Origin of the sequence: Silvimonas iriomotensis (assembly GCF_014645535.1) — a bacterium.
Taxonomy (GTDB): Bacteria; Pseudomonadota; Gammaproteobacteria; order Burkholderiales; family Chitinibacteraceae; genus Silvimonas; species Silvimonas iriomotensis.
On sequence record NZ_BMLX01000001.1, the window covers coordinates 640,105 to 654,051 of the forward strand.

10 protein-coding genes are annotated in these 13,947 nt (G+C 60.2%); all 10 read left to right on the plus strand.

What is annotated here, in order from left to right:
* The first annotated feature begins 25 nt into the window (after positions 1 to 25).
* The 10 genes from apbC to IEX57_RS02940 all read left to right on the plus strand — a co-directional run bounded on the left by apbC (position 26) and on the right by IEX57_RS02940 (position 13,947).
* A complete protein-coding gene (gene apbC / locus IEX57_RS02895; protein ID WP_188702113.1) occupies positions 26 to 1,114 on the plus strand; it encodes an iron-sulfur cluster carrier protein ApbC in 1,089 nt (362 codons plus the stop codon).
* A 187-nt stretch (positions 1,115 to 1,301) separates the two neighbouring features.
* Positions 1,302 to 4,802 (plus strand): chromosome segregation protein SMC, encoded by a 3,501-nt coding sequence (gene smc, locus IEX57_RS02900; protein WP_188702116.1) that lies wholly within the window; start codon positions 1,302 to 1,304, stop codon positions 4,800 to 4,802.
* A gap of 63 nt (positions 4,803 to 4,865) precedes the next feature.
* Positions 4,866 to 6,035 carry a cell division protein ZipA C-terminal FtsZ-binding domain-containing protein gene (locus IEX57_RS02905; protein WP_188702119.1) on the plus strand — a complete coding sequence of 390 codons (1,170 nt, stop codon included), beginning with the start codon at positions 4,866 to 4,868 and terminating at the stop codon, positions 6,033 to 6,035.
* Between the two features lie 70 nt (positions 6,036 to 6,105).
* Positions 6,106 to 8,487 (plus strand): NAD-dependent DNA ligase LigA, encoded by a 2,382-nt coding sequence (gene ligA, locus IEX57_RS02910; protein WP_188702121.1) that lies wholly within the window; start codon positions 6,106 to 6,108, stop codon positions 8,485 to 8,487.
* A 320-nt stretch (positions 8,488 to 8,807) separates the two neighbouring features.
* Positions 8,808 to 9,701, plus strand: coding sequence for a UTP--glucose-1-phosphate uridylyltransferase GalU (galU, locus tag IEX57_RS02915; RefSeq protein WP_188703450.1), 894 nt, complete (start codon positions 8,808 to 8,810; stop codon positions 9,699 to 9,701).
* Positions 9,702 to 9,870: 169 nt separating this feature from the next.
* Positions 9,871 to 10,620 carry an S-methyl-5'-thioinosine phosphorylase gene (locus tag IEX57_RS02920; protein ID WP_188702124.1) on the plus strand — a complete coding sequence of 250 codons (750 nt, stop codon included), beginning with the start codon at positions 9,871 to 9,873 and terminating at the stop codon, positions 10,618 to 10,620.
* Entirely contained in the window at positions 10,617 to 11,375 is a 759-nt protein-coding gene (locus IEX57_RS02925; protein ID WP_188702125.1) for a class I SAM-dependent methyltransferase, read from the plus strand. Before IEX57_RS02920 ends, IEX57_RS02925 begins: the two co-directional genes overlap by 4 nt.
* 8 nt (positions 11,376 to 11,383) lie before the next feature.
* Entirely contained in the window at positions 11,384 to 12,061 is a 678-nt protein-coding gene (locus IEX57_RS02930) for an acetyltransferase (protein WP_188702127.1), read from the plus strand.
* Positions 12,062 to 12,136: 75 nt separating this feature from the next.
* Positions 12,137 to 13,009, plus strand: a complete 873-nt coding sequence (locus IEX57_RS02935) for a glycoside hydrolase family protein (RefSeq protein WP_229708635.1) — start codon at positions 12,137 to 12,139, stop codon at positions 13,007 to 13,009.
* The gene (locus tag IEX57_RS02940; protein WP_188702132.1) at positions 13,006 to 13,947 is read left to right on the plus strand and encodes a GNAT family N-acetyltransferase; all 942 of its coding nucleotides are present in this window, start codon (positions 13,006 to 13,008) and stop codon (positions 13,945 to 13,947) included. The genes IEX57_RS02935 and IEX57_RS02940 overlap by 4 nt, the downstream gene beginning before the upstream one ends.

The window sequence follows — 13,947 nt, forward strand, 5'->3', positions numbered from 1 at the left end:
TTGCGCCGCGCGCGCCCAAACGACCATGTCCGATCTCCAGCCTATCCAGCACATTCTCAGCCAGACCATCGACCCCAATACCGGCAAGGACTATCTGTCCTCGCGCGGGGTGAAGAATCTCAAACTCGAAAACGGCCAGGCCAGTTTTGACCTGGTGCTGGGCTACCCGGCTAAAAGCCAGCATGAAATCATCCGGCAACAACTGGATGCCGCGCTGAAAACCGTGCCGGGCGTGACCGGTTCGGATATCCGTATCAGCACGCAGGTGGTTGCACACGCCGCCCAGCGTGGCCTGCAACTGCAACAAGGCGTACGCAACATGATCGCCGTGGCCAGCGGCAAGGGTGGGGTGGGTAAATCCACCACCGCCGTGAACCTGGCGCTGGCGCTGGCGGCGGAAGGTGCCCGCGTGGGTTTGCTGGATGCCGATATCTACGGCCCGTCGCAGCCGACCATGATGGGCGTGGCGGATCAGCAACCCGTGTCGCCAGACAACAAGCACATCGAGCCGATCGTCAATTACGGCGTGCAGACCATGTCGATCGGTTTCCTGATTGATACCGAGCAACCCATGGTCTGGCGTGGCCCGATGGTGACGCAGGCGTTGACGCAATTGCTGAACGACACGCTGTGGAACGATCTGGATTACCTGATCATCGATTTGCCGCCAGGCACGGGCGATATCCAGCTCACACTGTCGCAAAAAGTGCCGCTGACCGGCGCGGTGATCGTGACCACGCCGCAGGACATTGCGCTGCTGGACGCCCGCAAGGGCCTGAAGATGTTCGAAAAAGTCGGCGTGCCGATCCTGGGTATCGTCGAAAACATGAGCGTGCATATCTGCAGCAACTGCGGTCATGCCGAGCCCATTTTTGGCGAAGGCGGCGGCGCGGCCATGTGCAAGGACTACGGCGTTGAGCTGTTGGGGCAATTGCCGCTGGATCTGTCTATCCGCCTGGGGGCCGATGCCGGCAAACCCAGCGTGGTGGCTGATCCGGACAGCGCTATTTCTGCCACCTACAAAGAAGTGGCGCGCAAACTGGCTGCGCGTGTCGCGATCAAGGCACAGGATTTCTCTGCGAAATTCCCCAAGATCGTGATCCAGAACGACTGACCGGCGCCCGCCAACGGGCCGGTGGGTGGCTGTTCGTCGGCCTGACTGGTCAGGTTTCATCACCCCGCGCCGGTTTTGATACGGCAAGGCGTCGCAACGATGCGACACCTTGCCGTACAGCACACCCCTGGGCACCCCCCGCATTGCGCTACAATCGGCGCTTTCGCAACCGCTGGCAGTTCCCTCAGTGCGTCTTACCCACATCAAGCTGGCTGGCTTCAAATCCTTTGTTGATCCCTCGGTCATTCACGTGGCAGGGCAGCTGGTGGCCGTGTGCGGCCCCAACGGGTGTGGCAAATCCAATGTGATTGACGCCGTGCGCTGGGTGCTGGGCGAATCCTCTGCCAAGCAGTTGCGCGGCGAATCCATGCAGGACGTCATCTTCAACGGCTCCGGTTCACGCAAGCCGGTGGGCCGGGCGTCGGTGGAACTGGTGTTCGACAACAGCGCCGGTCTGGCCGCCGGGCAGTGGAGCCAGTACGCCGAGATCTCCATCAAGCGCGTGCTGACGCGGCAGGGCGAGTCGTCTTATTACATCAACCAGTTGCCGGTGCGCCGCCGTGATATCACGGACCTCTTTCTGGGGACCGGCGTGGGCAAGGGCGGCTACGCCATCATTGAACAGGGCATGATCTCGCGCATTATCGAGGCTCGCCCTGAAGAACTGCGGCATTTTCTGGAAGAAGCAGCCGGCGTCTCCAAATACAAAGAGCGCCGCCGCGAGACCGAAACCCGCCTTGCCGATACCCGTGACAACCTGGACCGGGTGGATGACATCCGCCAGGAACTGACGGGCCAGATCACCAAACTGGAATCCCAGGCCGAAATCGCCGCGCAGTACAACAACCTCAAAGACACGATTACCGAGAAGCAAAACCTGCTGGCCTTGCAGCGCAAGCTGGATGCCGCGCGGGATGTAGAAAACACCCGGCGTGACATTGAAACCGCGCAGAACGCGCTGGAATCACGCCTGGCAGACTTGCGCGCGATTGAAGCCGCGCTGGAAGCACTGCGCGAAACCCACTTCACCGCCTCTGATGCCGTTCATGCCGCGCAGGGCGAGTTGTACGACGCCAACGCCGCTGTTGCACGGCTGGAACAGCAGCTATTGCACCTGCGGCAAAATCGCGACCGCATCAGCAATGATCTGGATGCGGCCAAGGCGGAGCTGGCGCGCATTGACCAAAGCGGCCGGCAAGGTGAAGCCGAGCGCGAAGACTGGCTGCAGCGCCAGGAAGAAGCCGGCATTGCCGCAGAAGAAGCTACGCTGACGCTGGAAGACGAAAACCAGCGGCTGCCAGAGCTGGAACAAGCGCTGAAGGATATGGACGAGCGTTTCCAGCAAACGCGTGACCAGTTGGCGCAAGCCCGCAATACGCTGCAACTGACCCAACAGCAAACCCAACATCACGCCCGCACTTGCGAAGCGCTCAAGGCGCGGCGCGATCGCCTGCAGCAGGACTTGAGCCGGCTGGGCCAGGAAGGGGATGGCGAGCAACTGCAGCACCTGCGGTTGTCGCTGGAAGAAGCCGCACTGAATCTGGAAACCGCGCAACTGGCGCTGGATGAAGACGAAGTCGCACTCGAAACCGCGCGGCAAGCGCTGGATACGGCGGCCGCAGCGCGTGATACGCAAACCCGCCAGCGCAGCGAATTGCAGGCGCGGATCAAGGCGCTGGAAAGCCTGCCCAAGCCGGCTGACGACAAAGCCCTGAGCGCCTGGCTTGCCGTACAAGGGCTGCAAGCCGCACCGCAATTGTATGAGTCGCTACGCATTGCCAGCGGTTGGGAAAAAGCAGTTGAGGCCGTGCTTGGCCAGCGCATGCAGGCGCGCACCGTCGCCGCCGTGCCGGACGCCGCCCCGCCTGCTGCCTTTGCGCTGGTGCAGCCGGTTGCCGCAGGCGCGATCACCGATACGACTGGTCTGCCGCGCCTGCTTGATCATGTGCACACGGCCGACGCCACGCTGGCCCCGGTGCTGGCCGATCTGCTGGGTGCGGTCTGGTGTCTTGATGAGGTCGGCCAGTGGTCTGCGATACGCAGCCAATTGCCGGTGGCGGGCCTGGTGGTGACGCGTGATGGTCATTGTGGTGACCGCCAAAGCTTGCGCTATCACGCCGCCCAGGGCGTGGTCGCCAACCTGGTGGCGCAGCGCCAGGCGCTGGAAGAAGCGCTACAGGCGTTCGAGGCCATCGAGCCTGTCTGGCAAAGCGCGGTGTCCACGCACGAAACAGCTCAGCGCGCCCTGAGTGACGTCGAACAACGCCTGCGCCAGCAACGCGCCACGCTGACGCGTTTGCAGGGTGAAGCGGCTGAACTGACCCGGCAAAGCGCGCGCCTGGAAGAGGCCGACGCCCAGCGTATCCGCCAGTCGGCGCAATGGCAGGAAGAACTGGAAGCCATCCAGCTTCAGCTGGAAGAAGAAATCTACGCCGCCCAGGAAACCGAAACGGCGCATCAGGACGCGCAAGACGCGCTTGAACCCTTGCAAGAAGCGCTGGATACGCAAAAACTGGCGCGGGCTGAAGCGGAATCGGCCTGCGAGCTGCAACGCAGCCGCTTGCGCCAGGCCGAGCGCATGGCGCAGGAAACGCGGTTTGCAGTCCAGGCTGCGCAAACGCGCCTTGCCGATATGTCACGCCGCGACGAAGACCTGCAGCATCGCCGCGAGCTTGTGGCAGAGCGGCTGGAGTCCCTCACCCTGGAGCTGGAAGGCATTCACGAAGGCGACTTTGATGTCGGTTTTCAGGACGCCATCAACCTGCGGGGCGAGAAAGAGCGCGCGCTGGCTGCGGCGCGTGATGCCCTTAACGGCTTTGCCCAGCAGATGCGGGAGCGCGAATCGGCCAAGCAGCTGATCGAGGCCGGCATGGAGCCCGCGCGTGAAGCGGTCAATACGGCACGCTTGAAAGAACAGGAAGCGCGCCTGGCGCTGGAACGCTTTGCCGAAGAATTGCAAGAAGCGGGCGCAGATGAAGCCGCCCTGCGCGAAAAACTGGGCGCGGGTGTGAAGATTTCGACGCTGGCGGCAGAGATCGGCCGTTTGAGTCAGGCATTGAATAACCTGGGCTCGGTCAACCTGGCGGCGCTTGAAGAGTTGAATACAGCACGCGAGCGTCAGCAGTATCTGGATGCGCAGGCGGGCGATCTGGCAGCGGCAGTGGAAACACTGGAAAACGCGATACGCCGGATCGACCGGGAAACCCGTGCGTTGTTGCAAGAAACCTATGACACCGTCAACGGTAACCTGCAAGAGTTGTTCCCGTTGCTGTTTGGCGGTGGCCATGCCGAACTGATGCTCACCGGCGACGAAATTCTTGACGCCGGCCTGACCATTCTGGCCCAGCCACCAGGCAAAAAGAACAGTACGATCCACTTGTTATCAGGTGGCGAGAAAGCACTGACTGCGCTAAGTCTGGTATTCTCGCTGTTCCGGCTTAATCCGGCGCCTTTCTGCCTGCTGGATGAAGTTGACGCGCCGCTGGATGACGCCAACACGCTGCGGTTCTGCGAACTGGTTAAAAAAATGGCCGAACGCACGCAATTCCTCTATATCAGTCACAACCGGCTGACCATGGAGATGGCGGCGCAACTCGTTGGCGTTACCATGCAAGAACAAGGGGTCTCACGTGTGGTTGCGGTAGATATTGAAACCGCATTGTCCATGCGCGAGGCAGCAACCGTTTGATGAATTTGCCGCCTTTCCCGTGAAACGGGGCAGGGGCCAACACGATAAATACAGCCAGGAATCATGACTGATTTGCAACTTGGTTCGCTGATTGCTGGTGGCGCCATCGTCGCCGCCGTCTACGCATTCAACTGGTGGCAGGAACACCGCTACCGCAAACAGGCCGCAAAGGCCTTCGCCCGCAACCAGCCTGATGTGCTGCTTGATACACCGCAAAACGTGGTGCGCAAGGGCGACAATCAACGGCTGGAGCCGGCGCTCAATACCGCCGTCGCCAAAACGGGCGAGCTGCGTGAAGAACCGGTGCTGGCCGGCCATACCGTGGGTGAAGTCCTGCAAGAAGAAGCCCCGGTTGCCGAAGAGCCCGCCTGGACTGCACCGGCACCTGTCGCCCCGCGCCCGGCGGCCCAACCCGCAGCCCAATCTGCCACTGCTGACGAAGACGCTGAGACCAGCTTGCTTGATCCCGCTTTTGATTTCATTGCTGAAGTACACGCGGGTGTGGATATCCCGGCCGGCGAAGTGCCGCCATTCCCCGCCGCCAAGCGCGTGCGCGTGATCGGCCTGAATGAAGCAGGTCAGTGGCAAACCGTGTACGGCAGCACTGGCAATGCATTCAGCGAGTTGCGCATTGGCCTGCAGCTGGTGGATCGTCAGGGCGCGCTGACCCAGGAACAACTCAACGGTTTTTGCATGGCCGTGCAGCAGTTTGCTGACGAGCACGAAGCCTCGGTGACTTTCCCGCAGCGCTCGGCCAAGTTGTCCGCCGCCGCCCAGCTGGACGAATTCTGCGCCTCGGTCGATGTCATGATCGGCTTGAATGTGATGGCGACCGGCAACCCGCTGCCGATGGAAAAAGTCCGTGTACTGGCGGAGCACGCCGGCCTCGTCAAGGCGCCGGATGGCACGTTCCAGTACCGCAGCGACAGCGGCAAAACGCTGTTCTCGCTGACTAATCACGACCAGACCCCGTTTGGCACCACGTCTGAAGGCGTGACGCTGCTGTTTGACGTGCCGCGCGCGGCGGGTGGCCTCTCGGTGTTCGAATACGTGTGCCAGTTTGCCATCCAGCTGTGCACGCAGTTGGGCGCCACCCTGGTGGATGACAACGGCAAGCCGCTGACCAACGCCAGCCTGACCAATATCCACGATCAGCTCGGCCAGATTTACGCCCAGATGGATGAACAGGGCATTGAGCCTGGCTCACCGGCGGCCTTGCGTTTGTTTGCCTGATGGTCGATATCAAGATTGATCGCAACGCACGGGGCCAGATGGCCCCGTGCCAGCTCTGACGGACAGCACGATGACCCAGCTTACCGAACAGGCGGCGCAACTGCGCCGCCTTTTGCATCAATACGCCCACGAATACTACGTCCTCGACAACCCGACAGTGCCGGATGCCGAGTACGACCGCTTGTTCCGGCAACTGCAGGCGCTGGAAATGGCGCACCCGGAACAGATCACGCTCGATTCGCCCACACAGCGCGTCGGCGGCGCGCCGTTGCCCGAGTTCGCCGCGGTCACGCACCGCGTGCCCATGCTCTCGCTGAACAATGCTTTTGAAGATGACGACGTCCAGTCGTTTGATCGCCGCGTGCGCGAAGGACTGGGGCTGGACGAAATCACGTATGACGTCGGCCCAAAGTTTGACGGGCTGGCCATGTCGCTGACCTACGAAAACGGCGTGCTGGTGCAGGCGGCCACCCGGGGTGACGGCGCCACGGGCGAGGACGTCACCCGCAATGTACGTACCATCAACGCCATTCCGCTGCGGCTGCGCCAACAAGATGGCGTACCGTTCCCGACCTTGCTGGAAGTGCGCGGCGAAGTGCTGATGTTCAAGAAAGACTTTGATCGCCTGAATGAAGATCAGGTCGCCAAGGGTCATAAAACCTTCGCCAACCCCAGAAATGCCGCCGCGGGCTCTTTGCGTCAGCTCGATTCACGCATTACCGCATCCCGTCGCCTGGCGTTTTTTGCCTACGGCATTGCCACCTGTGAAGGGGCGCCGCTTCCGGCTACGCAATCGGCTGTCATGGACTGGTATGCCGAACTGGGCTTGCCGGTATGCAAGGAGCGCGATCGGGTCAAGGGCGCGCAAGGCCTGCTGGCGTATTACCAGCGGATTGGTGAAAAACGCCCCGGCCTGCCGTATGAGATTGATGGTGTGGTGTACAAGGTAGACAGCTTTGCCCAGCAAGAAGAACTGGGTTTTGTCTCGCGTGCGCCGCGCTGGGCCATTGCCCACAAGTACCCGGCGCAAGAGGCGCTCACGGTGGTGGATGCGATTGACGTCCAGGTCGGCCGCACCGGCGCCATTACGCCTGTGGCGCGGCTGCAGCCCGTGTTTGTCGGTGGCGTGACCGTCACCAACGCGACACTGCATAACGAAGACGAAGTGCGCCGCAAGGACGTGCGGGTGGGCGATACCGTGATTGTGCGCCGTGCCGGCGACGTGATCCCGGAAGTGGTCAGTGTGGTACTGGAACGCCGGCCCATGGTCGATCAACCCGGCGGCGATCTTTTCAACCCGCAGCAAGTGCCGCGGGAACCGGCCTACAGCCTGCCCAGAACCTGCCCGGTGTGCGGTTCACACGTGGTGCGCGAAGAAGGCGAGGCGGTCGCCCGCTGTTCTGGCGGCCTGTTCTGTTCTGCCCAGCGCAAAGAGGCCATCTGGCACTTTGCCGGCCGCCGCGCCATGGATATCGATGGCCTGGGCCAGCGCTATATCGACAACCTGGTTGAGCTTGATTATGTCCACGGTGTGGCTGATCTGTACCGGCTCAAGCTGGACGACTTCCTGGAAATGAAGCGGCGCGCGGATGAGCGCGACGGGGCCACGCCCGACACCGTTGCCCAGGGCAAAATCGCCACCAAATGGGCAGAGAACCTGCTGGAGGCCATTCACGCCAGCAAGAACCCGCCACTGGCGCGCATGCTGTTTGCGCTGGGGGTGCGCCATGTGGGTGAATCCACCGCCAAAACCCTGGCCGACTGGCTGGGCTCGCTGGCGTTTGTGCGGCATGCCCCCGCGGCGGTGCTGCGCGTGCTGCCGGATATTGGCGGCACGGTGGCTGATTCGATTGCCGACTTTTTTGCCGAACCCAAGAACCAGAAAGCGCTGGATGATTTGCTGCAGGCTGGCGTTGAGCCTGCCGGCGAACACGCGCCCAACCCGGCGCTGCGCGAGAAACTGGAAACCGCATCGCTGCTGGCAGCGCTGGAAATCCCCCGGCTGACCGCCACGCGGGCAAAGCAACTGGCAGTCGCCTTCCCCAACGTGGCGGATCTGGCCCACGCCGATGCCGCTGCGCTGGCCGCATTGCCGGCAGATATTGCCAGCAGCGTGCAGCAGTGGCTGACGGAGGATGACAACAAGGCCCATCTTGCCGCGCTGGATGCCTGGTGCGCGACGCTGTTGGCGGCCTTGCCGGAGGAAACCGAAGCGGTGCAGGGCGCCTTTACCGGCAAAACCTTTGTGCTGACCGGCACGCTGCCCAGCCTGTCGCGGGATGAAGCCAAAGCGCTGATTGAAGCGCAGGGTGGCAAGGTCAGCGGTAGTGTCTCGAAGAAAACCGATGTGGTCGTCGCCGGGGCAGAGGCTGGCTCCAAGCTGGCCAAGGCCGAAGAACTGGGTATTGCGATCTGGGACGAAGCGCAGTTGCGCGCCGCTTTACCGGGCTGATCGGGCCGGGTGGACCGTTTATCAGCATTTGTCTGATAGCGTAACCAGATGTTCATTGATGTTCATTAAATTAAACAGGTGTCGGGAAATTTCTTTTCTTGACTTGCCTGTTTAATTGTCTGAACATTGATGCCATGCACAAATCAGAAGCCATACGCTTGTTCGGTTCGCAAACGCGCCTGGCCGATTCGCTCGGACTGGGGCGTTCCGCGGTCTCGCAATGGCCGGACGAACTGCATCAGCGCCAGGCTGATCAGGTCATGGGTGCGGCACTGCGTCTGGGTTTGCTGGATTCGGGACATCAAAGTAAAGGGATTGGTATGCAGAAAATTCGTAAGGCAGTTTTCCCGGTGGCCGGGATGGGGACACGTTTCTTGCCGGCGACCAAAGCCAGCCCCAAGGAAATGATGTCCATCGTGGACAAACCGCTGATCCAGTACGCTGTTGAAGAAGCACTGGCTGCCGGCATCACCGAAATGATCTTTATCACGGGCCGCAACAAGCGCTCGATTGAAGATCACTTCGACAAGGCCTACGAACTGGAAAGCGAACTGGCCGCCAAGAACAAGCAAAAGCTGCTGGATATCGTGCAAGGCATCCTGCCCAAGGGGGTGACCTGCGTTTACATCCGCCAACCTGAAGCACTGGGTCTGGGGCACGCCGTACTGTGCGCCCGTCCGGCCGTGGGCGATGAGCCCTTTGCCGTTATCCTGGCTGATGACCTGATTGATGGCCGTTCTTCTGAACTCAAACTGATGGTCAATCTGTTTGACGACACGCACTGCTCGGTGCTGGGCGTGGAAGAAGTGCCCAAGGAAGACACCGGTTCTTACGGCATTGTGGAAGTCGCCGAGTCGCAAGGCGGTCGCCTCAAGATCAACTCGATCGTGGAAAAACCGAAGCCAGAAGAAGCCCCATCCAACCTGGCTGTGGTCGGTCGCTACGTGCTGACGCCGCGTATTTTCCATCACCTGCAAAGCGTGCAGCCGGGCAAGGGTGGCGAAATCCAGCTTACCGACGGCATTTTTGCACTGATGCAGGAACAGCACGTACTGGCGCACACCCTGAAGGGCACGCGTTACGACTGCGGTTCCAAGTTCGGTTTCCTGAAGGCCACCTATGAACTGGGCCTGAAGCACCCGGAGGTGGGCGCCGAGTTTGCCGCTTACGTGCGTGACCGCGCTGCTGAAGGTGGCAAGAAAGCCGGGCAATAGGCATTTCAGCCACGCCGCTGTAAAAAACTTTTCGGCGTGGATTCAAAGACAAAGGGGCTTGCCGTCAGGGCAGCCCCTTTTCTCGTTTAGTAATTGGCGCAGGATGCCGATATGATGCATGAATGAACGATGTTGATTGCGCCGCAGCGCAACGCTTGGAGGACGACGCATGCTTGCCCTGATAGGGGGGACCGGCGCAGGTCAGCCGGCAAATTTGCAGATCACGAACCGGCTTGTCGTGCGCACACCTTACGGTGATCCATCCGGCGCGCTGACCTTTGGCGAAGTGGCGGGGCGCCCGGTGGTGTTTATCGCCCGTCATGGCTACGGCCACACCATTCCACCGCACCTGATCAACTATCGTGCCAATATCTGGGCGCTGACCCAGCAGCACGTCACGCACATTGTGGCCATTGCTTCTGTCGGTGGCATCCGCGCCGACATGAGTCCCGGCACGCTGGTGGTACCAGACCAGATTCTGGACTACACCTGGGGCCGCAAACAGACCATGTTTGAAGTGGGCGAGCACCCGGTGACCCACGTCGACTTTACCGAACCCTATAACGCCGAACTGCGCGCGGCGATGCTCGATGCCGCGCAACAAACCCAGGTCAAACTGGTGGATGGCGGCACCTATGCCTGCACCCAGGGGCCACGCCTTGAAACCGCTGCGGAAATCCGCCGTATCCAGAATGACGGTGGCGACATGGTCGGCATGACCGGCATGCCCGAAGCCGTGCTGGCGCGGGAAGCAGGCGTGCCGTATGCCACGCTGGCGGTGGTCTCCAACTGGGCTGCGGGCGTCAATACCAGCCAGAAGCGGATCGTCATGGAAGACGCGTCAGAGATCGTCCGGCAGTCTCTGTCCGGTGGCGTGTATGAAATCTTGAGTCAGTTAGTCAAACAGGGCCAGTCATGAGCACGGACCGCTTTCAGAGCTTCCGGAATCTTGGTTTTGAAGATTTCCGGCAGATGGCGCAACGCGATGATCTGTCGCCCAACGAGAAAATCGGTTTCCCGAAAGAGTACCGGGACGGCTTTACCACGGCCATCATGGAAGACATCCAGCGCAAATTGCCGGCGCTGGATATGGCGGGCGCCACCATTGTTGATGTCGGCTCCGGCTGTGGCGATCTGGCACTGGCCTTGATCGGGATTGCCGAGGCCAAGACCCAGCGCCTCGTGATGGTGGATAGCGAAGAGGTACTCAAACAGTTGCCGGCCTCGGCGGTGATTGAGCGCAGCGCCGGTCTGTTTCCGGAGTCGCACACGCAATGGCTGGCGGCCAATGCCGGGCGTTGTGACGCGGTATTGTGCTACAGCGTTTTCCAGTACGTATATGCCGACGGCAATATCTACCGGTTTCTGGATGCCATGCTGGGGCTGCTTGCACCCGGCGGCAGTTTGCTGATCGGGGATTTGCCCAATCATTCCATGTTGCAGCGTTTTCTGGCGTCTGAAGCGGGGGCGCGTTATCACCGTCAATACACCGGGCGGGATGAAGACCCGGCACCGGTATTCAACCAGCTTGTATCCGGAAAACTGGATGACTCCGTTATCAGTAGCGTGTTGCAACGCGCCCGCAGTGCCGGTTTTCATGCATGGGTAGTGCCGCAAGCCGTTAATTTGCCAATGGCCAACCGGCGCGAAGATATCCTCATTACCAGACCGTGAGGTAAATCATGTCAAAGAAACTGATTATTGGTGGTGATACGGCATTCGCCCAGATTGCCTATGAATATTTCACGCACGATTCAGACTATGAAGTCGTGGCGTTCACGGTTGATCCGGAATACCTGAAGCAGGACAGCCTGTTCGGTTTGCCGGTTGTGCCGTTTGATCAGCTGGAGCAGAAATTCAATCCGGCTGAGCATCACTTTTTTGCCGCGCTGACTTATACCGGCCTGAACCGGGCCCGCACCAGAATGTATCTGGAAGCCAAAGGGCGCGGGTATGCGCCGGCCAGCTATATCAGCTCGCGGGCTTTTGTCTGGCGCAATGTCAAGCTGGGTGAGCATTGCTTCATTTTTGAAGACAACACGGTGCAGCCTTTTGTTGAACTGGGCGATAACGTGATTCTGTGGAGCGGCAATCACATCGGCCATCACAGCAAGGTTGGCAATCACTGTTTTATCTCTTCCCACGTGGTGGTCTCGGGCTTTTGCAATATTGGCGAGAATTGTTTTCTGGGCGTCAATTGCACGCTGGTCAACAATATTGATCTGGGTGCCGATACGCTGGTCGGTGCCGGCGCGCTGGTGGCCAAAACCATTCCGGAAGACCAGATTGTCAAACCGACCGTGAGCGAGTTTTTGCCCAGTGCCCGTCGGTATTTCAAGGTTTCATCTTTTACCCGCTAAATCTGCAGGGCTGTATTCATGGTCAAGTGGCAAAAAACCGGACTGATTCCCAGCCTGATTCAGGCGCCCTGGGCAATGAGTCACGCAATGATTCCGACGCCATTGCTGTTGAATGAATCGGTGATCCGGCTTTTTGTCGGCTGTTGTGATGCAAACGGCGTGGGCCGGCCCGCCTGGATTGATGTAGACGCAAACAACCCGCTGAAAGTGCTGGGGCGCTCCAGCCAGCCGCTGTTTGATATTGGCCGGCCAGGTTCGTTTGATGACAACGGCGCGCTGCCTTTGTCTGTGGTCCGGCTCAGCCCGACCCGGCTGTACATGTACTACGTCGGGTTCGAACTGGGGGTGAAGATCCGCTACCGTCTTCTCACCGGTCTCGCGATCAGCGATGACAATGGCGATACCTGGCAACGGCAGGGCGACGCGCCCATTCTTGAGCGCAGCGCTGCTGAACTGTATTTCCGCTGTGGTCCTCAGGTCATCAAGGACGGGGACTTTCGCATGTGGTACATCGCCGGCAGCGAGTGGACCTCTGTCAACGGCAAAGACCTGCCCGTGTACGAAGTGCGCCATATGCGTTCTGCCGACGGCATCCACTGGCCTGTAGCCGGTGAAACGGTGCTGGCGGTAGATCAATCCTCCGCCTCTGATGAGCATGGCTTTGGACGCCCGTGGGTTTATCAGGATGCCCAGGGCTGGCATATGTATTACTCGCTGCGCCGCAAATCGCTGGGCGCATATCGTATTGGTTATGCCTCTTCAGCCGACGGCCAGACATGGCAACGCCATGACGAAGCGGCCGGCTTGCCGGTATCGGAACACGGGTTTGACGATCACGCCATCATGTATGCCGCGGTGATTGAAGCGGGCGGCAAAACGTGGTGCTTTTATAACGGGAACAACTTTGGTGAAGCCGGCGTGGGCGTCGCTTGCAGGGTCGATGCATGATTGAACGTTATCAGCCCGACCAGCACCAGCGCGCGTGGGATCAGTTTGTTGAAACCAGCCGCAACGGGGTATTCCAGTTCCAGCGTAATTACATGGATTACCACGCCGACCGCTTTGAAGATCATTCTCTGCTCTGGCTGAATGCGGAGCGCGAAATCATCGCCGTCATGCCGGCAAACCAGACCGGCCAGATGCTGGTCAGCCACGCCGGGCTGAGTTTTGGCGGGCTGGTGCTGGCGCCACAAATCGGGGCCAGTCAGGTGCTTGCCCTGTTTGATGAGCTGAAAGCCTATATGCAGGCGCACGGACTGACGGTGCTGCGCTACAAGGCCGTGCCGGAGATCTACCATCGGCAGCCGTCGGCAGATGCCGATTACGCCTTGTTCCGGCATCAGGCCCGGCTCTACCGGCGCGATGTCAGTAGCTGTGTTGAACTACCCCGGCAATTGCCCCTGCAACAGCGCCGCCAGCGCGGTGCCGGCAAAGCCAGAAAACAAGGCTACCGGGTGGAGCAAAGCCAGGACTGGCAAGGCTTCTGGCAAGTACTGACCGACAACCTGGCCGACCGGCATGAAGTAGCGCCAGTGCATACCGAAGCCGAAATCCGCTTGCTGGCCGGGCGCTTTGCCGGCCAGATCAGCCTGTGGGCATGTCTTGATGAGTCTGGCCAATGGGTTGCCGGCACGGTGATCTACGATACCGGCCGGGTGGCCCATGCCCAATATATCGCCAGTTCGGCTGCAGGTCGCGCCGGCGGGGCGCTGGATTTGCTGTTTATCACCCTGATTGACGAGATTTATGCCAGGCATCGCTATTTTGATTTTGGTATATCCACCGAGCATAATGGCGAATACTTGAATGTGGGGCTGCTTGAGTTCAAGGAAGGTTTTGGTGCGAGAGCGATTACTCACGATTTTTACGAAATAACAACGGATTGA